The sequence below is a fragment of the Acinetobacter sp. CIP 101966 genome, from assembly GCF_000369725.1.
In the GTDB taxonomy this organism is placed as follows: Bacteria; Pseudomonadota; Gammaproteobacteria; order Pseudomonadales; family Moraxellaceae; genus Acinetobacter; species Acinetobacter lwoffii_Q.
The window spans coordinates 478,019-501,268 of record NZ_KB850158.1 but is presented as its reverse complement, the minus strand read 5'-3'; the positions used below and the strand labels follow the sequence as shown (position 1 = coordinate 501,268).

Below are 23,250 nucleotides of genomic sequence, written 5' to 3'. Positions count from 1 at the left end.
TCTAATATTTTTTATTACATTAAAAACACTATTTTTATGCCCTTTACCTTATCGCATGCTGTGCTTGCTCCACCTATTTCATATTTGACTGGGAATAGACTCCCTGTTGCTGCGCTGGCCATTGGCAGCATGGTTCCAGATCTTTATCGTCTGTTTACTCATACTAATTCTAATATTACCCATTTATGGTCTTCGCTGATTCATCCAGATCTCTGGATCGGTCTGGCTTTTTGTGCGGTCTGGTACCTGATTTACCGGCCCGTGATTTACCGTTGCATCGGTATTCAGCATGATTTAAAGATTCACAATATCCTTTCAGCACTAAAATTTATCCTGGTAATGTGTCTGGCACTGATCGTCGGTACAGCTACCCATTTAATCTGGGATGGACTGACCCACGTCGATTTTCGAACTTTTGCCTTTCATGACGTCTTAGCCCAACATTTTCAGTTGTTTGGACAAAGTTATCCGCTGCACCGGATTTTACAGATTGGCACCTCAGTGATTGTCTTGCCTCTTATCCTGTGGATGAGCCTGCATTACTATAAAACTCATCAGCAATATCTTGCAGTCAGTGTGAAAATCAAATCCTTTGCCTGGGGCTTATTGCTCTTTTCTATATTTACCGGCCTATTTTCTGTCTGGGATTATGCGCGCTATATTTCTACGGAAGTCTGGCAATCAGACCTCTATTATTTTACTGGTCGCTCGATCAATGAATTTAGCCAAGGCTTTCTGATCACCTTCAGTCTGGGCTGTTTACTGTTTTTATTTTTAGACAGAGAGCACAGGATGGATTAAACAAAGCACTGGCTTTGCGCCTATTCACTTTAAAATGATATTGTTTTTGACCCAAGTTCTTGTGACAACATGCCCAAAGAGGCATAATCCTACCTTTACTCAAAGCGGTACGCTGTTTACGTATTCGCTGACCTTAACCCATATAGTTGGATTTCTAACGCTATGATGCGAACTCATTACTGCGGTTCTTTAACCGAAGCTCAAATTGACCAAACCGTAACATTATGCGGTTGGGTACACCGTCGCCGTGACCACGGTGGTGTAATCTTCCTTGACATGCGTGACCGTGATGGTCTTGTTCAAGTGGTTATTGACCCAGATACTCCTGAAGCATTTGCAACTGCTGATAAAGTACGTTCAGAATTTGTATTAAAAATTACAGGCCGTGTGCGTCGCCGTTATGAAGGCACAGAAAATGCCAATATGGTGAGCGGTCAAATCGAAGTCTTGGGTAAAGAAATTGAAGTTCTTGCTCAGTCTGAAACTCCGCCATTCCCTTTGAATGACGAAAACACCAATATTTCTGAAGAAATCCGTTTGAAATACCGTTTCCTGGACATCCGTCGTCCAGAAATGCTAGATCGTTTACGCTTCCGTTCTAAGTTAACCAACCTGATTCGTAACTACTTCGAAGACAATGGTTTCTTAGACGTTGAAACACCAATTTTGACTCGTGCGACTCCTGAAGGTGCGCGTGACTATTTAGTACCAAGCCGTGTATCGAATGGTAGCTTCTATGCACTTCCGCAATCTCCACAGCTGTTCAAACAGTTGTTGATGGTGGGCGGTATTGATCGTTACTATCAAATCGCAAAATGTTTCCGTGATGAAGACTTACGTGCTGACCGTCAGCCTGAATTCACCCAAATCGACGTTGAAACATCGTTCATGAGTGACGATGACATCATGGATCTGATGGAAACTTTAACCGTAAAGATGTTCAAAGAACTTCTAAACGTAGAGTTTGATAAATTCCCACGCATGACATACAACGATGCAATGCGTGACTATGCATCTGACAAACCAGATATGCGTATTCCTTTGAAACTGGTTGACGTTGCAGACCTCATGCAAGACGTTGAGTTCAAGGTATTCGCAGGTCCTGCTAAAGATCCTAAAGGTCGTATCGTTGCGCTTCGCGTACCAGGTGCGGGTTCACTGCCACGTAGCGCGATTGATGAATACACCAAGTTTGTAGGCATCTACGGTGCACGCGGTTTGGCTTACATCAAAGTCAACGAACTTGAAAAAGGTATCGAAGGTCTTCAGTCTCCAATCGTGAAATTTATCGAGCCAATCGTACTTGATCTATTGAAACGTGTTGGTGCTGAAAATGGCGACATCGTATTCTTCGGTGCAGACAAAGCAAAAGTTGTAAACGATGCCATGGGCGCGCTTCGTGTGAAGATCGGTCATGACATGAAACTTGCAACTTGCGAGTGGGCGCCACTTTGGGTTGTTGATTTCCCAATGTTCGAAGAAACTGATGATGGTAAATGGACATCTGTGCATCACCCATTCACGCTTCCAAAATCTAGCGTGGAAGAAGTGAAGAACAACCCAGGCGCTGCGCTTTCTGTGGCTTACGATATGGTATTGAACGGTACTGAAATCGGTGGTGGTTCACTGCGTATTCATAACCTTGAAATGCAAAAAGCGATCTTTGAAGCGCTTGGTATTGGTGAAGAAGAAGCGGAAGAGAAATTTAGCTTCTTGTTAAATGCATTACGTTACGGTGCTCCTCCGCATGGCGGTTTGGCATTCGGTCTTGACCGTCTTGTGATGCTCATGACTGGCGGTTCTTCTATTCGTGATGTCATTGCATTCCCGAAAACCAAGACTGCTGAATGTCCATTGACTCAAGCGCCAGCACCAGTTGAATCAAACCAGCTGCGTGACCTTGGGATTCGCTTACGTGAAAAACCGAAAGCTGAATCTCAAGAATAATTCTTGACGTTTTAAGTGAAAAAGCCCTGCCTCGTGTGGGGCTTTTTTGTGTGATTGAGTCGCATCTGGAACAGTGGCATAATAGCCACAGTTTTTAATCTAAGGTAATTAGCAATGGCTATGCGTCCTGCAGTTCGTAATCGCAGCATTATGCTTATTGTATTTTCAGTGGTTCAATGGCTGTTCATGCGCTATATCCTTGCCAACAACCTGTTCAACCTCGATACCAATGACCGTATTGTGTATTTTTGCCTGAGCAGTATTTTAGGTGCCCTGCTGATTTTTGTAGGTTTGATTTATATGGTGCTGAAGGGCAATCCGGACAAAGACCTATAATCTGACCATCTGGATACCATGTACACCCTACTTAAAAATTTCTCTAAACTTCCATTAAGATTCATTCAAAATCTTGCACAACTGGCTGGATCTCTTTTGTATTTCAGCCATTCTTCTGCACGCCGAGTGACCGAGATTAACCTGGCCTCTGCCTATCCTGAACTTTCGGAAGCTGAACGGGCTGATTTGACCAAAAGCAGCCTGAAAAGTCAGTGCATGACGTATGCAGAATCAGTCAAGATTTGGGGATCATCACCAGACTATGCGCTGTCTTTGATTCAAGATGTGCAGGGCGAAGATATTTTCCTGAAAGCTTTGCAAAATCCTCATGGCTGCTTGGCAGTGGTGCCTCATTTTGGTACGTGGGAGCTTTTAAATGTCTGGGTAAATCAGCACACCTCCCCTGTAATTATGTACAAGCCCAGTAAGAATCAGGATATTGACCGTTTTATGCTTGAAGCTCGGCAACGCCTGAATGCCACACTGGTTCCTACAGATGATTCTGGTGTACGTGCTTTATTTAAGCATTTAAAACAGGGTGGTTTTTCTGCAATATTGCCGGATCATGTACCTAAAGAAAGTGGTGGTATCTACTCACTTTTCTACAATCAAAATGCGCTATCTTCTACCTTACTTTCCAAACTGGCAGCCAAAACACAATGTTCAGTAGTTGGGCTTAGTTGTTTAAGACGTGAAGATTTTTCCGGCTATGATATTTACGTGACTAAATTATCAAATGATATTTTATCTAAAGATTTACAATTGTCGGTTGATACCTTAAATAAAGAAATGGAGCGCATGATTAATGTCGCTCCGGAACAGTATTTGTGGGGGTATAAAAGGTTTAGGAAAATAATTGATGAAAGTAATATTTATCAATAAATTTTAATTATTCAATTAAATCACTTAAAGTTAACTTAATATCAATTCCTAACTTTGTTGTTCGTGCATTAACTTCATTATGTCGTTTAACAATCTTTTTAGTACTTTTTGACAGTAGAGAAGAACGCATTATCCATTGATAAATTGAATTTCTTTGCTCATATTTCTGTATCCAACGCTTATCTCTACTTGCTTGTAATTGTTCAATACTAGGTTGAATCTTATCCCCATATAAATTACGAGATGTATCAAAAATAAATGTATAGTTTGGTGGTAGCTTTTTTAATGTAATAAGGCCTGCATCATGCCACTCATCAACCAAGTTTTGTAAAATAATCTGATCCCAAATAGTTGGATTTTGCAACATACGCTTCTCCCATTCATCCATCAGAGAATGTGCATTTTTAGTGTCATTTATAAAAATAGTACTACTAATTAAACGCTTATTATCTATGTAATGTACTGCAATATCTTCTTCAATTGCATTGAAGTATGGCCGGATATCCTCAAGAATTATAGCATCAGCATCAACAAATAAAAGTGGGCCATGAGTTTCACGACGCATTTGCGAAATAAACACAGGCTTAAATGCAATAATGGTTTGCCAGTCATCTTTTGAAAATTGCTTTAATAGAATATGAATATTAATTTTTTTTGCTGATTCAGCTAAAATTTGAGCATGCTTCGTATATAGTTTATCATCTGTATGAAAACCAAAAACTGTCAACATTAAGAATCCTTTTAATTTTCTACCAATTTAAGTTTAAAATCATAGATAAAAGTGTGATAAAAAACTATAATTTTAAATTTTTTTCGTAATTATATAACAATATAATACACATAAGTTATTGTAATTTATTTAAAAACCAAAGAAGTCATTGAAATAAATTCGATTATTTTATTTAAGTTTTAATTATAATAGAATAAATAAAAAAACATAGTAAATCTTATGTAGTCTTTGTTTTTATATAGTCTTTGTTTTAATATACATTATCATATCACAAAATAATTGATAAAAATGAGTCTCAAAACAATCAAAATTTTTATAGGCTGTGACCCAAACAACTGTGATTTAGAACAAATGATGGTTTTAGACTACAGCATTAAAAAACATACCCAGCAGCCTGTAGAAATTATTTGGATGCAACTTTCGCGTGATCCTTCTAGCTATTGGTATTCTGATCCGAAATCGAATCAAGGATGGAGAACAGAAAACTGGGCGACACCTTTTTCCGGATTTCGGTGGGCTATTCCAGAGTATTGTCAATTTCAAGGTAAAGCCATTTACATGGATACAGATGTCATTGTACTCGATGATCTTGCACTACTCTGGGAACATCCTATTGAAGCCAATGCTATTGTGGCAGCCAAGGGGGGGGGAAGCTCAGCCCGTTTATGCACTTGTGTCTGGGATTGTGAAAAGGCCAAACATTTTCTTCCTAGAATTGAGGAATTAAAAAGTAACCCTGCCAGTCATCAAAGTCTGATGAGACAAATTCAAAAAGAACCGTCATTGGTTCAAGCTTATAATGATCATTTTAATTGCATCGATGGTGAAAATCTAAGTATCAACGAGATTAAAATTTTGCATTATTCCGATATGGGCACCCAGTTTAGTCACAAATATTCAATTCCTCGTCTTCAACACAATAATTCAACACATTGGTTTGATGGCGAAATTATTCCTCACCCCCGAGCGGACCTGACAACACTTTTTGACCAATACTATCACGAAGCCCTTTCTGCCGGATACCAACTTGAGGACTATACAATTACACCCTACGGAAAATTTCACAAAGCATCTCAAAAAAAATACTCGGGCAATAACATTACTCGGTCAGAAACATCCCAGCCTTGGTTTAAGAGGCTCCTGAGCAAGTTTAAAACCAAGCGTGATTCATTTAATTTAGATCATTAACCCTCTAAGCAACTGAATCATCTTATCAATTAGATTATTCTCAAATAAACTTGATATAACTCATAGAAATAAGCTATGAAAGAGACAAGAATATGTGTGGTTTAATTTTCAACCATTTCGTTCGAAATTTGACAAAATATACCTATAAACTTTTAAAACCGAGTACTTACAAACACAACAGACGCTATTGGCCTTTTTACCGTGTGGTTCGTAATGCATCGGGTCAAATTGATCAAGTTTTTTTTAGGAATACCTTAATTGCAGACCATACGCTTAACTTAAAGAATAAACATTCAAAATGTATGCTGATCGCAACAGGACCATCGATTAAAAAGATTCCTGATAAATTTTTTAAATATGAGAAACTGGACTATATTGGCGTCAATGGAGCAATCGCTTTGAATGAGGTCACTTTTCAACACTATGTCATTATTGATCATGATTTTGTACAAAATCGTTTTGATCTCGTTGAGCGGGTTTTAGACACAGCATGCAATTTTTTCACCACCGCACGTTGCTTAGACTATATTCTAAGAAAAGTAAAAATCGAACAGATTCGTTGCCAATTTAAAATTATTGAAATCACGAGTAACTGTAAAAATGAACTTTTTATGGGAAACACTATTCATGTTGATGAAAAAGTTAAGAGTAATTACTTCTACAATGGTTTTGGCTTTTCTACACACATGTATGACACAGTATTTGACTACTATACCGTGGCTTATACCGCATTACAGATTATGTCAGGATTAAATTACCAACATATCTATATTGCAGGTGTGGATATGAATAACTTCGACCTACCACGATTTTATGAAACTTTAGATGCAAAACAACCTACCTTATTAAACCAGCACACCCAATCAATCATAGCGGCATTTGAAACAGCAGCCTATTTCTTTGAAAGTCAAAAAGTGTCTGTTTATAATCTTTCACCCCATAGTCTTATCAAATCATTTAATAAATTAACGCTCGAACAAGACACCATCCTCTAAGTGGTTCAGATCATCCAACCTGATAGAGCGTTAAGATAAGGTTTTACTCTGATCATCATGGAAATCTAGCAGTGAATCTTGAAAATACATTCCTTTTTCATAAAATTCGCCTATATGTTTACGCTCTTTACCGGCAAATTTAATCAATTTAGGGTATTCACCTGAATGATGATTGATTGCCATTTCAATTAATGTTTTTTCTTTGACCCATTTATTTTTTACCTGATAGTAAAAGGCATTTTGATCACAATCAATTAAAGTAATACTAGGCAATGCTTTCAGCATAATCACCTGACACACCACATAGGAAATCAGGTACTCTAAATTACTAATCTTTTGAAATATTCTCTCATAATTTGGCACAGTACGTTTAATTTCATTGATATATGTTTTAGGGCCAACCTGCATGGCGTTCACCAACTCATCAAACCAATCTTTAAAAAACCTATTGTTAGGAGCCGTTGCTAAAAGCCAATTCTCGATGACTGGAGAATCAATATTGGTAGTGTTTTTTTTACGATAATAGGCAAAACTTTCGGTCTGATTTTGAGAAACCAACTCTTGAATCCAATCTAAATTTTCATAAACGATAATACTTGCATCTAACCAGATTCCTCCATAAACATAAAGTAATTTAAATCTGATTAAATCAGCTTTATGCTGAGGTAGATGAATATTTAAAGAATCAAAATCTATCTGTATAAATTGATCAACAGTTGTTGGTGTTAAAAAATGAACCTCATAATTTGCATTTATTAGCTTTATATTTTCTATGCATTTTTCCACAAATAATGGTACATCCCCCTCCCAATACAGCCAAATCAGCTTAGGTATTTTAACTTCTTCTGGCTTTGGATTAAGCGTAATCATATTTGCGTAATTATGAATTTTTAAATTCGTGCCTCTAATCTTGTAAAAATACATGATATAAAACTTAAGCATATAATAAGTTTTTTTAAATATTTTCATCTAAATTATTTCCAACATGCTCATTGATTTATTCCTTTAATGATAAATATTCAATTATTAAGATATTCGATGAATTTTAAGAATTTAGCAGATATTTTAGTGCATGATAACGATCACGCCACATACGCTTCTGCTTTTTAAAGCCATAGGAGCTGCTTCTATTTTCAAGTGCTTTACGAGAAATCCCCTGAGTAGCAACCGTTCCCAAAATATCACTATCGACCCCTGCTGGCTTCACTAGTGGTGGCCAAATCCCTAAACCTTTGCCATTTTGACTTAACCAAGACTGGAAGAAGATATCAACCGGCATATTTATAGTTTTGCCTACCTCAACAAAAGACTGTGCTCCCTGCCGCGACCAGATTAACCCTAAGCCACGAATTGGGAAATAAAAAGCATGCCATAGACTTATATCCCCTATTTGCGTAATATCTTTTGCTAGTTTTTTCTTTTTTGCAGCAATATTAATAAGATACCAGTTTAAATCTTGATGTTGGTGCAAATATTCAATGATGCTGTCAATTTTAATCTTAAAGTCACTATTAATTTTAAGGTCATCTTCCAGAACCACTAAATAATCTGCATCAGTGGCTAAAAATTTTTCAGCGCATCCATAATGACTTAAATAACAACCTAACTCGGAATTCATTAAACTACGACCTAATACCTTATTAGTTTGATCGTCATTATAATTTATGAATTCAGAGAGTGCTTTACCCCGACCATCATAAGCAGCAAAACGTTCAAACCTCCAGCTCACACTATTAAGCTGCTGAGTTGCTGCAGCTAGACGCTCATCACTTCCGTCTAAATTAATTAAATAAGTTACAACTTTCATGATTAACTCTTAATGCTGAATAGATAGAGGTAAATAGTTTTTAAATTTAGCAATTAAAGCAAAAGATACCTTTTCTGCTTCTTTTGGATCAAATTGATCCAAACTTTGAATACAACCAAATTTAATAGTGGTATTATTTAAGTTTTCTAAAAATAAAGATAGCAATGCTTCATTTTTTAAATAAGCAATATTAATATCATCGTATAGAACTGCTTCATTAGCCTGAATTTTTAAATGATTATTAAGTCCTACGGGTAAAAACTGAAAAGCACTTCTAAAACGATGCCTAATCTGTTGAGCTAATGTTGTAGGGTATTTTTGAAAATAATTTTGTAGTACATCACGATCCAATATATGGGGACGATGATGAATTTCATAATATTTATTAAATCCACATAATTCAGCACTAAGCATTTGAGCAATTGTATATTTAGGCTGTAAAGGTTTACCAAAATATTTATTAAGACCTTTACGTAGATTAAATTTTGCTTTAATTAAGGAGTTATTTTCCCAATGTCCATAGACTTTTATCTGGTCACCAACTAAAAAATCATCTAATTCAGATGAGGCATTAAAGAAGAAATCATCATTCAAATAAATAAAATACTTTGATAACCCTGGAATATTCCAAAGCATAGTTTCAATACTTAAAGAATTAAATGTAGGCAAGTATTGCTCATGACCAGCAAATATTGTTCTATGATCAATTATTTTTATCTGCTCAGGAGCACATAATCCCTGTTCGAAAAAATCATGAATATGTGCAGGCTGCTGTTCATCCGTAATAATATAAATTGTTCCAAAATAGGGAACATATTTAAGAATTGAAGCAATTGAAAAATAGATTTCATCATTACTAGCAAATCGAGTTTCTTCTGCTGAACCTTTTACGATATTAGTAGATTGAAACTGTTGCCTTTTAAGTCGATGCTTTACATCATTGCCATCGACCCACGCAATAACAAAATCTATTTTTTCCATAATACTTCTAATCAACAATTAGCTTGAATAAACTCTATAACTTACTGCCAAGCGTCCTTAATCCACTGCGATGGCAACACATAACGATACCATTTACCACCACCACCATTCACTGCATCTGGCGGATTAATCTCGCCATGAAAAACAATGATTTTGGCACCTTCAGGCTTCACAGGCGGCTTAAAATAAGCCATCGGAATTTTTTGCAGGCAGTGATATTTATAGCTCTTGCACCAGCTTTCTGGCCAATACGTCTGTTTACCTTCACGGTCTACATACCAAGACAAATAGGCTTGCTCATTACGGAATTTTTGACGAATTTCATCAAAATGTTCACGGAAATAAGGTAACAGACCTGGGAAAGCACCCAGTTTAAACCGATAAACCGAACTGTTACCGGTAATACGCCAAGGACGTTTCCAGTCATGAATAATCAGGAAGTCACCCGGATAGGTAAAGAACTCATCGATATTATCGACAATCACCACGTCAAGATCGAGGAAGAGTGCATTGCCTTCCAAACCATACAGATCAGGCTCAAAAGTGGACAGCTTGTTCCAGCCACGCTCAGGCGCACCTTCAGGCAATGCCAGAGGTGGAATAGGGAAACATTGTACTGCAGGATCAATGCCTTCAGTACGATCCGTCAGACAGACCATTTTAAAGTCGACTGTCGTATGTCGTTTAACCATATTGTATAAACGATTGACGTATTCCGAACCGTATTTGGTTCCCCATTTCATACAAATAACGATGTTACTCATTGCGTATGCCTAAGCTCATCTTAAAATCTTCTTGATGGTGAATATGATGACATAAGTTCGGCAGAATAAGTACATCAGTTAAAAAAAACCTCTCAAATGAGAGGTTTTTTCAATCAGTAAATTCTTAATTACTTCACATACGTTAACCAGTGTGCATATTTCGGGTCTTTGCCCTGAACTGCATCAAAATATGCTTTCTGGATTTGAGTGGTGATTGGACCACGTACACCCTCACCAATCTGACGATCATCGTATTCACGGATTGGTGTTACTTCTGCAGCAGTGCCGGTAAAGAATGCTTCATCTGCGATGTAGAACTCATCACGGGTAATACGGCGTTCAATTACGTCATAACCCAAGTCTTTAGCAATCGTAATAATCGTTTGACGGGTAATACCATCCAGCGCACCACCTGCGATATCAGGCGTATGAATCACGCCATCACGCACCAGGAATACGTTTTCGCCTGAACCTTGGCATACATAGCCTTGTGGGTCGAGCAGCATTGCTTCATCATAACCTGAATGCGCCACTTCCTGATGCGCAAGAATCGACAAGGTGTAGTTACCTGATGCTTTAGCCTTACACATGGTCACGTTCGGATGATGGTGGGTAAATGAAGACGTTTTTACGCGAATTCCCTTCGCCATCGCCTCTTCACCGAGGTAAGCACCCCAGCTCCATGCCGCAACTACGGCATGAATGGTATTGTCAGTTGCAGCGATACCGAGTTTTTCAGAACCAATAAAAATAATTGGACGTAAATAGCAAGACGCTAATTTGTTTTCACGAACAACATCAATTTGAGCCTGTTCTAATGCTGCTTGATCAAATGGAACTTTCATTTGATAAATTTTTGCAGAATTCAACAAGCGCTTCGTATGTTCTTTAAGACGGAAAATAGCCGTTCCATTCGGGGTTTCATAAGCTCGGACGCCTTCAAACACACCCATGCTGTAATGCAAAGTATGTGTTAATACGTGAGTTTTTGCCTCACGCCAGTCAACTAGTTGTCCATCTTGCCAAATGAAACCATCACGATCAGCCAAATTCATGCCACAAACTCCAATTTCTCACAATTATTCACTATCCAGTGCAAAGTCTGCACTTGGATCAATCAGTCTTTGCCATAACTTGCAAACGGTCATTCGGGTATCGTGCCAGTCGCTTGCAGACACTTGCATGGATTGATTTGCAAGGGCTAAGCGATGGCTCTCGGCGCGTTCACGGAGATAAGCTTGAATCAGAGCAGTCGCATCGTCGCTGGATAAGCAACCTGATTTTGCGGCATCCTCAAGAATTCGTACATTGTCGGAGAAATGGGCGAGATCTTTATTCGTCCCACTCCAAGCCAACACCGCATACTGTGCCATAAATTCGATGTCTACGATACCACCTGCATCTTGTTTTAAATGAAAAATACCATCTTTTTTTTGATCGGCGGAAGAACCGAGATGCTCCTTCATTTTCTGACGCATTTTCAGTACTTCTGCCCGTACATAATTTTCATCACGGGGCTGAATCAAAATATCCCGGCGCAAGACTTCAAACTTTTTCCGTAAGCTCATTTCACCCGCAATCGGGCGGGCTCGTACCAAGGCCTGATGCTCCCATAGCCAGGCACTCTTGAACTGATACTGTTCAAAGGCTTTTAAACTGGTGACCAAAAGCCCAGCTTCGCCCGATGGACGCAATCGGGTATCGACTTCATATACACGTCCATCCAAGGTTTGCGTGGTCATGAGGGACATAAACTTTTGTGCAACCCGCATGGCAAATTCAAAGCCACTGATCGGCTTAAGTCCATCGGTATCGGCCTGTTCACCCATATAGTGAATAAACACCAGATCCAGATCCGAGCCATAACCCAATTCAATTCCACCGACTTTACCATAACCAATGACTGCAAAAGCCGTATGCTCGACTGAACAGCGCTGCCCTTCTGCATCCAGTGGAAAACCATGCTTTTTTGCCACAATCTGATAGGCCAGATGCAGCGCTGCATTCACCGATACTTCAGCAATATCGGTCAAGGCATCGGAAACTTTCATTAAAGGACTTTCAGCCAGCACATCACTGGCGGCAACGGCCAGAACATTAGATTTTTTAAACAGGCGCAAGACCCGCATCTGGTCTTCGACCTGATCAATTTCAATCCGTAAAAGTTGCTGACGTAAAGAGTCTTCCAGATCCTGACGTTTTGGCAATTCAAAATCCATCGACAGGAATTCATCCAGTAGCACCGGATAATGGGTCAGTTCTTCACAAATCCAGGGGCTGACCGTGGCCATCTTCACCAGTCGCTGCAACGCCCCTTTACTCTCGATTAACATCACCAGATATACCGTACGGCGCATCACTGATTCGACTAAGGGCATCAAGCGCACCAATGCCACCTGAGGATCATCTGACTGTAAAACGGCTTCAATTAAATGCGGCCAGAAGGTTTTTAAACGTTGTACCGCCTTTGCCGGTAATTTTTTTAAGGCATGCCCATTCCAAAACTCATAGACAAGATTCTTTGCATTATCATCCAACACTTCTTTGAGTTTCTTTTCCAACTGGGAAAAACTTTCAACCAAGGTGTCAGGGCCATTTTCCTTGATTAGATGATCAAACTGATACATCACTTTGTCACGCTTTTCATTGAGATATGCCATAAAGCTGTCCCAATCCGCAAAACCAAGTGTGTCCGTTATACGCGCCCTTAACTCTGGCTCTGTCGGTAGTGATTGCGTTTGCTGATCATTCAGTGCCTGAATCGCGTGCTCAACCCGGCGCAGGAATAAATAGGCATTTTCCAGATCCTGCACCGCCTGTTCATCCAGCAACTCGGCATCATCCAGATGATTTAGATTCACCAGACACTGCCGATCCTGCAATTCAAGTTTGGCCCCGCCATAAATCAGCTGAAACACCTGCACGATAAATTCGACTTCGCGAATGCCACCGGCTCCGAGCTTGATATCATCTTCAATATTACGGCGCTGTACTTCGCGCTCGATCATGGCTTTCATTTCGCGCATGGCTTCAAAAGCGCTGTAATCGACGTACTTGCGAAATACAAATGGACGGGTCATCTCCAGCAGCTCGTCGCCTTCTGGACTTGGATTGACAATACGCGCTTTAATCCAGGCATAACGCTCCCATTCACGCCCATGCTGGCTCAGATATTTTTCCAAGGCTGCATGACTAATGGCTAGTGCTGAACCATCGCCCCAGGGACGCAGGCGCATGTCGACGCGGAATACAAAGCCATCCGCCGTGATCTGATCCAGCAAATGAATGAGTTTTTGTCCCCACAGGATGCAAAACTGCTGCACATCAATACATTTACGCCCATCAGTTTCACCCTGCTCATCGAAGGCAAAAATCAGGTCGATATCACTGGAAAGATTGAGTTCTTGGGCGCCGAGTTTCCCCATGGCAATGACAATCAGATCTTGGACTTTTCCGTTATAGCCGATTGGCTGGCCATACTTGGCAACGACCGGAATACGGGCAAAATCTTTCGCCGCACAGATGCACGCATCGGCAAAATCGGAGAGTTCTTGGGTGAGGGTAATGACATCGGTGAGTTGATTGGCATCCTGCCAGATCCAACGAAACATCAATCGAGCCCGCAAAATACGCATTGCGCGCATCCACGTTGCTTCATCGCTTATATTTAGGATGCAGTGCTGCACCAGCTGATCAATATATTCCCGACTGAGTGAGCCTTGAAACTGATCAATTGCATAATCCTGTTCCAGTAAACTCTGGTGATTGGCCAATACCTGTTCGGTATATTGGCTAGCTCTTAAGGTTTTCTGCAATTGTGCCGCATTCATCACTCAACTCTTCCCCTGAAACATTCTGCTTAGTTTTGACATACTCCCACCACTTTCACGATGTTCAAGTGGGGGATTCTAAAAGTAAAAGCTCTTAGGTGACTTCCTCACGGATTTCACTTGCTTTCTGCTTCGCAAGGCGACCTTTACCGCATCCACCCTCCACAGACAAAACGGTATGTCCTACCGCCAAAATATTGCGAGAAGCATTAATATCTGCATTCTCGCCAAAGCTACACTCGACACAACTAAAGTTTGCTTGAGTAAGCCTATTTTCTTTTGCAACGTGACCACATGAACTACAAGTCTGACTTGTATATTTAGGGTCAACTTTAACGAGTAAACCATCTCGCCATTGCTGTTTGTACACCAACATATTAACAAGCATTGACCAACCTTGATCCAGGATTGATTTATTTAAGCCGGACTTGGCTTTAACATTCTTTCCTTTTTTCTCGATTGAGCCTTTCGCTGACTTCGACATATTGGCTACTTTTAAGTCCTCAACTACGATCATTGCGTGGTTTTTGCTGAGCGTTGTGGTGACTTTGTGCAAGTAGTCATGCCGAATATTGGCAATATGATGGTGTAATGTATTGATCTTGAGATTCAGCTTTTTCCAATTTTGACTGAACTTGTTTTTCTTTCTCAGCTTGCGCTGAAGCCTAGCCAACTTTACTTGATTGGCCTTGAAACTATTGATCGGGTCGAATACTTGACCACTAGACGTTGTAATTAACTTTTTAACACCTAAATCAATGCCAACGGCTGATTTTGATGGGTGGACTGGTGCTTCTACTGTGTTTTCAGCACCAAATGACACATACCATTTCCCGACATGCTTTGAGATTGTGACGTTCTTAATCTCACCCACAATATTTTGTGATTTTCTGAATTTCACAACGCCAATGTCATTAGGTAACTTAACTTGGTTGCCTTTAACCCAACAATATCTGCCAAATTGAACAATACGAATGGAATCATAACCATCAGATTTCTTTTTGAATCGTGGCATAAGTGGTCTAAGTTGAACTTCACCACCATCGGATAATTTAAAAAATCGTGGCTTCTTAGCTCTAAATGGTTTTTGCTTTAACTTAGCTTGTTCCTTTTTGTTAAAAAACTTCCCCCAAGCATCACCAAGATCACGAACTTTTTGTTGGAGTGAAACGCCATTTGAGCTGTTTTCTAGAAAAGCACATTCAGGTTTTTTGCGTAATTCAGGAATTTTATTGACTAAATTAACTTTGTTGATTCGCTCATTATTAGCAAGCATCTCGAACGAAACAGCTAAAATTTGATTCCAAACAAAACGTGCAGAGCCAAGCAACTTGTTTAAAACAAGCTCCTGTTCCGCATTAGGCTCAAGCCTAAATTTGTACGCTTTGTTGATCTTCATTTCGCCTTAAATCTATTTAGATACAGAAACTTAATGCAAATTATTCTATCATATTGCACTAAAAAAAAGTCGTGAAATTCACCTCCACCCTAATGTTGGGTGGAGTCCTCTTTCACACTAAAGATAGCAGGAGTTTTGTCTCAGTGGGAATGTTTTAGTTTGAAATTTACCTTTTAAGATTGCTCGGCATGTACATCTTCAAGCACTAGCGCCTGATGATCATTGGTAACCATCGGCAAATGCACAGTAAAGGTCGTACCACGGCCCTCTTTGGAATCTACAGCAATTTGACCATGGTTCAGGTCAATAAAGCGCTTGCAGAGTACCAGACCCAAACCTACCCCTTTCTCTTCAGCTGTGCCTCTGACACTCACACCCAAAGTCGGTTTAAACAGATTCTGCATCTGTTCTTCGGTCATGCCCAGGCCAGTATCCTGAATCGTAATCTTGACCTGCTCGCCTTCCATCTCTACAGCTAAAATCACTTTACCGCCTTGATTCACCGGGGTAAATTTAAGCGCATTCGACACCAGGTTTTGCAAGACAGAGGTAATCATGTTGATATCCGCATGTACCTTGATGTCTTCAGGAATATTATCGACCAGTTCGATCTTTTTATTTAAGGCCAAACTTTTCAGAACACCACATACAATCTTGCTGGACTGTTTCAATTCATAATTGATCGGATGATAAACAAAGCGCCCACCCTCTGCCATCGCCCAAGTCAGCAGGCTTTCCAGCAGGTTATAGGTCGATTGTGCATTATCATATAAATAATCCGCAATACTCTGAATACTGGATTCATCCAGTGTGTCACGTTCCTGTGCCAGTACTTCGGAAAAGCCGAGCAAGCCGTGAAACGGTGCACGCAGATCATGCGCAATAATCTGGAAAAATTTAGTTTTACTGAAATTTTGTGCGCATTGCTGCTCGTATAATTCTTTCAACTCAGTATGTTCTTGATTGAGCTGAATTCGAATCACTAAACTTTCAGCAAATTGTTTGATGGTGGCAATATCGTCCTGATCGAACAGTTCAGTCTGATCATCAAAGAAAATGACCTGTCCAAAAGACACACCGCTACTTGATTTTAAATTAAAGGCGACTAATCTCTGATGCGCTACACCGAGATCTTTCACATAATTTGACAATTCTGTATAAGCAGGATGCGTCTGGTCAATGACATCTGACTGTTGCAGATACGCAGGCAGATTCACTTCCTGTGGGGCGTGCAAGGCCCGAAAACCGCGCGGACAGCTGTACCAGATATAGGGTTCCGTGTGGAAGCCGATAATACTGGTTTTAACGTTTAAAACTTTACGGGCGATCTTACAAAAGGTGTCTAATAGGTTGTTGGAGGTATAGACACCTAAAATGAGAGATATACGGCACGAGCTTAATTGCTCCGTATTCTGACCGACCTCTAGCAGTTTTAGTTCCATGTCTGCCTCTCTGAATGTTTATGGAATATAGAAAACACTGCCGACCAAATTCATACAATCAATAACAAAGATTCTATATTTACTCAACGATGAAAACTCACCTATAGGTTAAAGGATTTGTTAACCTGTTTCTATCCAGATACATTCTTAACCGCAAAGCACTGATATTTAATTGATTAAGAATAACTTGAAAATTTACTATTCGAAAAAAACCTACATAAGTATTTGAAATTAATATATCTCACCTAAAATAAGCATGTTTATTTGTATTTACTGTAACACACTATTGACTAAAAAATACCCACTATAGCTTTTTACTCTATTTGGAGTAAAAGCTAATGATTTTTCAATTATATAACTTGACCTTATGATTAAAAAGAAATTTTATATCAGGTCTCATCTATCTAATAACACTCAGAATTATTTTTTAATTTTTAAAACTATCTTAACAATTCCAGTCTACGAAATATTTAAATATCAGGATATTGACTAAAAACAGGCCAAAAAAGCCACTGAGAATTGTAAAGATTTTACATTCATTAACAAATTAATTGCAGAAATTTTGTATTTTTTATCATCAATGCAGTTTTAGAAGCTGGAATAGTAATATTAAGATAGACCACTTATAGACTATGCATGTCCAAGTCAAACCAATCAGTTCAAAACAGCTATAAAAAAGCGGCCTAAAAAAGACCGCCTTTTTACATGGCTGCTTAATTGTCAGAAATCAACGCCACTTGCTGTACATAGTTAAACAGCTTTAATTTAGAAGCATTCACTTCTTCTTCAGGTGCTTGATTCTTTAAATCACGGTGTACCCGAAGATAATGTTGACGTAAGGTATGACGCTCTGTCGCATTATAGGTTTTGGTAAATTCATTGATGGCTGGATCACCATCTTTGACAATTCGATCCACCCAACGCTGTAATTGAGCTGTCTTTTTAAGACCTTGTTTAGGTGTTAAATAAGACAAAATTACCGTTTCATTTTCATTGCGTAATAATTTACCAATCCGTGAAAATTGACGGCGACGTGCTTCATGCGAACTAATTGCCTGCACATCAAGTAAGGCGTCAATCAAACGCTCATCTACGGGTAGGTTTTTAATTTGTTTAGCGCTCAGCTCTGCAAGCTGCGCACCTAAAGCAGCCATACGCTGGACTGCTTTTTTCTGTTCGGTCTTACTTGCGCGTCCCTCTAAAGAATCAAAATCTTCTTCAGTTAAACTGTTCGGTCGACGTGCCACGATTAATCTGCCTCATAAAATTTTGCTGCAAATAGTGCCTGAATTTCAGATAAGGCTTTGTCCTCGTCTGCTCCTTCAATCACTAAGCGTAAAGTTGTTCCTTTGCCTGCACCAAGCATGAGCAATGACATGATATTTTTGGCATCTACCAATTTGTCAGCCTTGCCAATCCGAATACTGGAACGAAATTTGGTGGTAACTTCTATCAGTTTACCAGATGCGCGTGCATGTAAACCCAATTTATTAATTACGTCAACTGTCGTATCAATCATGACCAGTGCTTCATTTCTCGATGGAGGACTTGAATAGACCATTTTGCCTCAAGGGCTTTTTTTAGTCTATCCACAATATAAACAGAACGATGCTGACCACCGGTACAACCTATCGACACGGTCATATAATGACGATGCCCTTCGGCAAAGGTCGGCAACCACTTGTCCAGAAAATGATACAGATCATTGAACATGTCCTCGACCTGATCGCTCTTTTGTAAAAACGCCTGCACCGGCTGATCTAGCCCTGAAAATTTGCGCAGTTCCAGTTCCCAATGCGGATTTGGCAAATGCCGGACATCAAAGACATAATCGGCATCCAGTGGAATGCCATGCTTATAACCAAAGGATTGCAGAATCAGGATCAGGTTATCGGCCTGTCCCAGCTTGGACAATAAGGTATGTTTCAGGTCATGTACGCTTTTATCGGTAGTATCGATATGAACTGTAGAACGCAACTGAATCGGCATCAACAGGATTTTTTCTTCCTGAATGCATTGATTCAGACTTTTAAAGCGTGACGCCAGAGGATGCGGCCGACGCGAAGCACTAAAGCGGGCAATCAGCTCCTGATCCTGCGTGGTCAGATAGATAATATCGACCGAACCATGCTGTTGCAGCTGCTCAAATACATGATCAAATTCTTGTAAATCTGCCCGGGTACTGCGCACATCGACGCCCAGCGCCAACTGTTCCAGATTATTTTCACTGTCCAGTTTGGCCACGATTTCGGGAAGCAATGCCAAAGGCAGATTATCAATACAGTAATAACCCAGATCTTCAAGCACCTGTAATGCAGATGATTTCCCCGAACCAGATTGTCCCGTGACGATTAAAATGCGCTTCATGCATGCTACCCTTTCATCTTAGCCGGCAGTGTATTTAACCTGCAGGTTATCGATCAGACGTGTATTCCCCAACTTTGCAGCTATAAATAACACAAGATCTTGATTAAACGTATGAATTTTTTGTAATTCTGGAGTTCTGGCTTCAATATAATCCACTACAAATCCAGCATCGGTTAAAGTCTGGCGAAGCTCCGCCAATACCGTATCCAGTTCCACGCCTGCCTGTAATTGCTGTTCAGCCTTTTGCAAGCTTTGATAAATGACCGGTGCGATTGCACGATGCTCTTCGCTTAAATAACCATTGCGCGAACTTAAAGCCAGGCCATCTTCTGCACGGGCAATCGGCACACCAATTACTTCCAGTGGAATATTCAGATCTTGTACAAACTGACGAATGACCGCCAATTGCTGATAATCTTTCTGGCCAAAGAAGGCGTAATTCGGCTGTACGATGTTAAACAATTTAGTCACCACCACCGCCACACCATCAAAATGACCGGGACGCTGTAAACCGCATAAATCATTGGTAATGTCAGAAACACTGATATTGGTCAGACGCGGTTTTTTACCATACATTTGCTCAACCGTCGGCGCAAAAACGATGTCACAACCGACCTCTGCCAAAAGCTGCTGGTCCTGCTCAAGCGTGCGCGGATAGCTATCAAAATCTTCATTGGGTCCAAACTGGATCGGATTGACAAAGATACTGACCACCACTACATCACACAACTTACGCGCTTCACGCACCAGGTTTAAATGCCCCTGATGCAGATTGCCCATGGTCGGTACAAAACCGATAATCTTGCGACTGGTACGCGCCGGATTTAAGGATGCCGCTAAGCCCTGAATAGTGGTTTCTGTTTTCATCTTACAATTCAACCTGAAAAGTTTGTTCTGGTGCCGGGAAAGATCCATCTAAAACTGCAGCATGGTAGGCTTTAAAAGCATCTAGAATGGCGGTCGCACCCGATTGTTCTTGCATAAAATTACGTACAAATTTTGCAGTGTGGCCAAAGGTCAGGCCCAACATATCCTGAACCACCAATACTTGTCCGTCAGTGGCTGCACCCGCGCCAATGCCAATCACCGGAATCTGCGGAAACAGTTCGGTGATTTCCTGGCCAAGCTGTGCCGGTACGCATTCGAGTAACAATAGTGCAGCACCCGCCTCTACTACTGCTTTACAGTCCGCAATGAGCTGATCGGCCGCTTCACGAGTACGAGCTTGCAGCTTATAACCGCCAAACACATGTACCGACTGCGGAGTAAGACCCAAATGCACACACACCGGAATGCCGTTACGTGTCAGCACTTGCACGGTTTCTGCCAACCATGCGCCGCCTTCCATCTTGACCATTTGCGCGCCGGCCTGCATCACGGTTTTCGAGCTTTGCAAGGCATCATTCAAGGTGGCATAGCTCATAAATGGCAAGTCAGTCATGATAAAGGCATGCTGGTTACCACGGCGTACCGCAGCCGTATGATAAGCCATATCTGCAACCGTAACCGGCAAAGTCGAATCACGACCCTGAATTGACATTCCCAGAGAATCGCCAATTAAAATGCTGTCCACTTCGGCAATTTCCATGGCTTTGGCCATACTGGCATCATAGCAAGTCAGACATGAAAATTTGCGTCCATCTGCTTTAAAGCGTCTTAAATCACTCAGACTGACCATGAAAATGTTCCTCTATGCTTGAAAGTTCTGTCGAAATTACCATCACTTAAAAATTAAATATTTGCCCAGTTGCTGTCATCGAGTACCGCAAGGGTCGACTGTTTGACGATGTCCAGGTCTTTTAATCTGTGTCCATGAACCTGTATTTCAGGATCAATATCCAGAAGTGGAATCAGGACAAAATCACGCTCTAACACCCCGACATGCGGCACGGTAAGACGATCATTTTGAATGTGCTCATTGCCGTAGATTAGTAAGTCCAGATCCAGTGTACGTTCGCCCCAATGACGTAAACGTACCCGACCTGCGTCCTGCTCAAAGGCTTGCAAACGATCCAGCAAGCTTAAAGCGGCCAGATCGGTATTTAACTGCACCACTGCATTCAGATAGTTCGGCTGATCCTGTGGTCCCATCGGTGGACTTTGATACAGATTCGAAGTTTTCACCTGCCCCAAGGTCGCCAGTTTCTGTACAGCTTCTGCCAGAATCTGGCGTGAATCACCCAGGTTACTGCCCAGGCCAATATACGTCACGATCATTGTGTTGGCCCAAATACCACCTGACTCAGATCACGTTTCACCCGCTTACGTTTCATAATCGGATGATCTAGGCCAATTTCACCACTGGCACTGGCTGCTACATGCGACAGAGGTTTCACCTTGTCTTCAAACTTGGCTTTGCGCACTCGACGATTGCGTGGTTCAGGTTCATTTACCAACGGTTCAATCTCGGTGAGATCTTGCTGCTGGGTCAATTTCTGTTCCAGATGTTCTTCTTGACTCGCCTTGCGACGGCTCTTGGCACGCTGACGGTTATACTGGCTAATGGCCCGTTCTTTCTCGTCACCGCTCATTTGCTGGTAAGCATCCCACCAGCTGCCCATGCCTTGTGCAGTTGCATCGCCTGATTTTTCACGCAGCAGCAAAAAGTCAAAGCCGGCACGGAAACGCGCATGGCTGGACAAGGCCTCGATTTGCTGTGGTTTTGGATTCAACAAACGAGTCTGCATTTCCCAGACTTCACGAATAAAGGTTTCCGCAAAACGTGGAATAATGGTACGAGTCGCCTGACGTTTTAACACGTCCAGACCAGCTTGGGCACGAGCTTCGGCGGCTACCACGCCTTTATTTAGATAGAATTCACAACGCTCGAGGAATGGCTGCCACAACAATACCGCATAGAAAAAGGCCGGGTTGATGGTCTTGCCGATAGAAATACGCTGATCGGTATTTTTCGCAGCGCGTTCCATAAATGGCGTAATTTCAGGCTTGATATCTGCAAATAACTGCTGCCAGATCCCAAAATCGATCAGCATTGGCAAGACACGATTCAGGTGTCCCATGGTAAACAGTTTCTGTGATTCATCATAAAGTCGATGTGGAGAAACATCACGCAGCAACTGGGTCATTTCCGGCGTAAAGACATCCAGAATCGCTTCATCAATATTAAAGTTCAGCTTGGCGGCAAAACGTAGGGTTCGCAGCATCCGCACTGGATCTTCTTCAAATCTTAAAGTCGGATCGCCGAGTAAGCGTAAGGTTTTGCTGTGAATATCATCCACTGCATTGCAGAAATCCAGCACAATACCTTTACGCGGCTGGTAGTACATTGCATTGATGGAGAAATCACGACGGGCAAAATCCTGCTCGATGCTGCCCCAGTTGTTATCACGCAGAATCATTCCCGCGGCCGAGGTCACTGCTTTTTTTGGTGGTGCACGAAAGGTTGCCACTTCAACCAGTTCCCGCCCTGAATAGACATGCGCCAGTTCGAAACGTCGTCCGATAATCCGACAACGTCGTCCGAAAACTTCCTTGACCTGAGCCGGGGTTGCATTGGTAACTGCATCGAAATCTTTAGGATTCAAACCTAACATCAGATCTCGAACACCACCACCCACGATATAAGCTTCATAGCCTGCCTTGTTTAAGGCATCAATCACATCGAGAATATAAGAAGGTAATTGAGCGGTTGATAAACCACATTTTGACGCGCGCAAAGTTTGCAAAAGACGCTGTCTCCTACGTCTGAACGTAAAATTCCAAGATGACGCTAATCATATCGCTTACACGCCTAAAGGGCAATTTGATTATGTCAATCCTG

General features: G+C 41.0%; 22 protein-coding genes. 6 read left to right on the top strand and 16 right to left on the bottom strand.

What is annotated here, in order from left to right:
* The first annotated feature begins 36 nt into the window (after positions 1–36).
* The 4 genes from F891_RS02395 to F891_RS02380 all read left to right on the top strand — a co-directional run bounded on the left by F891_RS02395 (position 37) and on the right by F891_RS02380 (position 3,966).
* Positions 37–801, top strand: coding sequence for a DUF4184 family protein (locus tag F891_RS02395; protein ID WP_005103282.1), 765 nt, complete (start codon positions 37–39; stop codon positions 799–801).
* 162 nt (positions 802–963) lie between these two features.
* Positions 964–2,748 carry an aspartate--tRNA ligase gene (gene aspS / locus F891_RS02390; protein WP_005107847.1) on the top strand — a complete coding sequence of 595 codons (1,785 nt, stop codon included), beginning with the start codon at positions 964–966 and terminating at the stop codon, positions 2,746–2,748.
* A 114-nt stretch (positions 2,749–2,862) separates the two neighbouring features.
* On the top strand, positions 2,863–3,084 hold the full coding sequence (locus F891_RS02385; RefSeq protein ID WP_004278319.1) for a hypothetical protein: 222 nt from the start codon (positions 2,863–2,865) through the stop codon (positions 3,082–3,084).
* A gap of 18 nt (positions 3,085–3,102) precedes the next feature.
* Entirely contained in the window at positions 3,103–3,966 is an 864-nt protein-coding gene (locus F891_RS02380; protein WP_005261842.1) for a lysophospholipid acyltransferase family protein, read from the top strand.
* Positions 3,967–3,973: 7 nt separating this feature from the next.
* Here the strand turns inward: F891_RS02380 and F891_RS02375 are convergent, their stop codons facing one another.
* A complete protein-coding gene (locus F891_RS02375; RefSeq protein ID WP_005261841.1) occupies positions 3,974–4,696 on the bottom strand; it encodes a putative nucleotide-diphospho-sugar transferase in 723 nt (240 codons plus the stop codon).
* Between the two features lie 288 nt (positions 4,697–4,984).
* Between F891_RS02375 and F891_RS02370 the strand changes: the two genes are divergently transcribed.
* Both F891_RS02370 and F891_RS02365 read left to right on the top strand, forming a co-directional pair.
* Positions 4,985–5,884 (top strand): glycosyltransferase, encoded by a 900-nt coding sequence (locus tag F891_RS02370; RefSeq protein WP_004278322.1) that lies wholly within the window; start codon positions 4,985–4,987, stop codon positions 5,882–5,884.
* A gap of 92 nt (positions 5,885–5,976) precedes the next feature.
* Entirely contained in the window at positions 5,977–6,879 is a 903-nt protein-coding gene (locus F891_RS02365; protein ID WP_004782138.1) for a hypothetical protein, read from the top strand.
* Between the two features lie 30 nt (positions 6,880–6,909).
* Here F891_RS02365 and F891_RS02360 read toward each other — a convergent pair whose 3' ends face one another.
* The 15 genes from F891_RS02360 to pcnB form a co-directional block, all read right to left on the bottom strand.
* Complete coding sequence (locus F891_RS02360; protein WP_004278324.1) at positions 6,910–7,848, bottom strand: glycosyltransferase family 32 protein; 939 nt, start codon at positions 7,846–7,848, stop codon at positions 6,910–6,912.
* Between the two features lie 76 nt (positions 7,849–7,924).
* A complete protein-coding gene (locus F891_RS02355; protein WP_004278326.1) occupies positions 7,925–8,686 on the bottom strand; it encodes a glycosyltransferase family 25 protein in 762 nt (253 codons plus the stop codon).
* Between the two features lie 9 nt (positions 8,687–8,695).
* A complete protein-coding gene (locus F891_RS02350) occupies positions 8,696–9,667 on the bottom strand; it encodes a Stealth CR1 domain-containing protein (RefSeq protein ID WP_004278327.1) in 972 nt (323 codons plus the stop codon).
* 41 nt (positions 9,668–9,708) lie between these two features.
* Positions 9,709–10,431 carry a glycosyl transferase gene (locus F891_RS02345; protein WP_004278328.1) on the bottom strand — a complete coding sequence of 241 codons (723 nt, stop codon included), beginning with the start codon at positions 10,429–10,431 and terminating at the stop codon, positions 9,709–9,711.
* Positions 10,432–10,559: 128 nt separating this feature from the next.
* A complete protein-coding gene (locus F891_RS02340) occupies positions 10,560–11,486 on the bottom strand; it encodes a branched-chain amino acid transaminase (RefSeq protein WP_004278329.1) in 927 nt (308 codons plus the stop codon).
* A gap of 24 nt (positions 11,487–11,510) precedes the next feature.
* On the bottom strand, positions 11,511–14,261 hold the full coding sequence (gene glnE / locus F891_RS02335) for a bifunctional [glutamate--ammonia ligase]-adenylyl-L-tyrosine phosphorylase/[glutamate--ammonia-ligase] adenylyltransferase (RefSeq protein WP_005103272.1): 2,751 nt from the start codon (positions 14,259–14,261) through the stop codon (positions 11,511–11,513).
* Positions 14,262–14,355: 94 nt separating this feature from the next.
* Positions 14,356–15,660, bottom strand: a complete 1,305-nt coding sequence (locus tag F891_RS02330) for an RNA-guided endonuclease InsQ/TnpB family protein (RefSeq protein WP_005261840.1) — start codon at positions 15,658–15,660, stop codon at positions 14,356–14,358.
* 173 nt (positions 15,661–15,833) lie between these two features.
* A complete protein-coding gene (locus tag F891_RS02325) occupies positions 15,834–17,102 on the bottom strand; it encodes a sensor histidine kinase (protein ID WP_004733022.1) in 1,269 nt (422 codons plus the stop codon).
* Between the two features lie 713 nt (positions 17,103–17,815).
* Positions 17,816–18,349 (bottom strand): ribosome biogenesis factor YjgA, encoded by a 534-nt coding sequence (gene yjgA / locus F891_RS02320; protein ID WP_004278333.1) that lies wholly within the window; start codon positions 18,347–18,349, stop codon positions 17,816–17,818.
* A 2-nt stretch (positions 18,350–18,351) separates the two neighbouring features.
* Positions 18,352–18,621 carry an HPr family phosphocarrier protein gene (locus tag F891_RS02315; RefSeq protein ID WP_016806787.1) on the bottom strand — a complete coding sequence of 90 codons (270 nt, stop codon included), beginning with the start codon at positions 18,619–18,621 and terminating at the stop codon, positions 18,352–18,354.
* Entirely contained in the window at positions 18,618–19,469 is an 852-nt protein-coding gene (gene rapZ, locus F891_RS02310; RefSeq protein ID WP_004278335.1) for an RNase adapter RapZ, read from the bottom strand. Before rapZ ends, F891_RS02315 begins: the two co-directional genes overlap by 4 nt.
* Positions 19,470–19,487: 18 nt before the next feature.
* The gene (panC, locus tag F891_RS02305; protein ID WP_004647479.1) at positions 19,488–20,336 is read right to left on the bottom strand and encodes a pantoate--beta-alanine ligase; all 849 of its coding nucleotides are present in this window, start codon (positions 20,334–20,336) and stop codon (positions 19,488–19,490) included.
* A 1-nt stretch (position 20,337) separates the two neighbouring features.
* Positions 20,338–21,147 carry a 3-methyl-2-oxobutanoate hydroxymethyltransferase gene (gene panB, locus F891_RS02300; RefSeq protein WP_004278337.1) on the bottom strand — a complete coding sequence of 270 codons (810 nt, stop codon included), beginning with the start codon at positions 21,145–21,147 and terminating at the stop codon, positions 20,338–20,340.
* A gap of 53 nt (positions 21,148–21,200) precedes the next feature.
* Complete coding sequence (gene folK, locus F891_RS02295; protein WP_005103266.1) at positions 21,201–21,686, bottom strand: 2-amino-4-hydroxy-6-hydroxymethyldihydropteridine diphosphokinase; 486 nt, start codon at positions 21,684–21,686, stop codon at positions 21,201–21,203.
* Positions 21,683–23,155 (bottom strand): polynucleotide adenylyltransferase PcnB, encoded by a 1,473-nt coding sequence (gene pcnB / locus F891_RS02290; RefSeq protein ID WP_004647477.1) that lies wholly within the window; start codon positions 23,153–23,155, stop codon positions 21,683–21,685. The genes folK and pcnB overlap by 4 nt, the downstream gene beginning before the upstream one ends.
* Positions 23,156–23,250: the final 95 nt, after the last annotated feature.

What these genes read in the sequence shown, in the direction of transcription:
- F891_RS02395 (WP_005103282.1), top strand. Translation starts at nt 37, where the DNA reads ATGCCCTTTACCTTATCGCATGCTGTGCTTGCTCCACCTATTTCATAT.
- aspS (WP_005107847.1), top strand. Translation starts at nt 964, where the DNA reads ATGATGCGAACTCATTACTGCGGTTCTTTAACCGAAGCTCAAATTGAC.
- F891_RS02385 (WP_004278319.1), top strand. Translation starts at nt 2,863, where the DNA reads ATGGCTATGCGTCCTGCAGTTCGTAATCGCAGCATTATGCTTATTGTA.
- F891_RS02380 (WP_005261842.1), top strand. Translation starts at nt 3,103, where the DNA reads ATGTACACCCTACTTAAAAATTTCTCTAAACTTCCATTAAGATTCATT.
- F891_RS02375 (WP_005261841.1), bottom strand. Translation starts at nt 4,696, where the DNA reads ATGTTGACAGTTTTTGGTTTTCATACAGATGATAAACTATATACGAAG.
- F891_RS02370 (WP_004278322.1), top strand. Translation starts at nt 4,985, where the DNA reads ATGAGTCTCAAAACAATCAAAATTTTTATAGGCTGTGACCCAAACAAC.
- F891_RS02365 (WP_004782138.1), top strand. Translation starts at nt 5,977, where the DNA reads ATGTGTGGTTTAATTTTCAACCATTTCGTTCGAAATTTGACAAAATAT.
- F891_RS02360 (WP_004278324.1), bottom strand. Translation starts at nt 7,848, where the DNA reads ATGAAAATATTTAAAAAAACTTATTATATGCTTAAGTTTTATATCATG.
- F891_RS02355 (WP_004278326.1), bottom strand. Translation starts at nt 8,686, where the DNA reads ATGAAAGTTGTAACTTATTTAATTAATTTAGACGGAAGTGATGAGCGT.
- F891_RS02350 (WP_004278327.1), bottom strand. Translation starts at nt 9,667, where the DNA reads ATGGAAAAAATAGATTTTGTTATTGCGTGGGTCGATGGCAATGATGTA.
- F891_RS02345 (WP_004278328.1), bottom strand. Translation starts at nt 10,431, where the DNA reads ATGAGTAACATCGTTATTTGTATGAAATGGGGAACCAAATACGGTTCG.
- F891_RS02340 (WP_004278329.1), bottom strand. Translation starts at nt 11,486, where the DNA reads ATGAATTTGGCTGATCGTGATGGTTTCATTTGGCAAGATGGACAACTA.
- glnE (WP_005103272.1), bottom strand. Translation starts at nt 14,261, where the DNA reads ATGAATGCGGCACAATTGCAGAAAACCTTAAGAGCTAGCCAATATACC.
- F891_RS02330 (WP_005261840.1), bottom strand. Translation starts at nt 15,660, where the DNA reads ATGAAGATCAACAAAGCGTACAAATTTAGGCTTGAGCCTAATGCGGAA.
- F891_RS02325 (WP_004733022.1), bottom strand. Translation starts at nt 17,102, where the DNA reads ATGGAACTAAAACTGCTAGAGGTCGGTCAGAATACGGAGCAATTAAGC.
- F891_RS02315 (WP_016806787.1), bottom strand. Translation starts at nt 18,621, where the DNA reads ATGATTGATACGACAGTTGACGTAATTAATAAATTGGGTTTACATGCA.
- rapZ (WP_004278335.1), bottom strand. Translation starts at nt 19,469, where the DNA reads ATGAAGCGCATTTTAATCGTCACGGGACAATCTGGTTCGGGGAAATCA.
- panC (WP_004647479.1), bottom strand. Translation starts at nt 20,336, where the DNA reads ATGAAAACAGAAACCACTATTCAGGGCTTAGCGGCATCCTTAAATCCG.
- panB (WP_004278337.1), bottom strand. Translation starts at nt 21,147, where the DNA reads ATGGTCAGTCTGAGTGATTTAAGACGCTTTAAAGCAGATGGACGCAAA.
- folK (WP_005103266.1), bottom strand. Translation starts at nt 21,686, where the DNA reads ATGATCGTGACGTATATTGGCCTGGGCAGTAACCTGGGTGATTCACGC.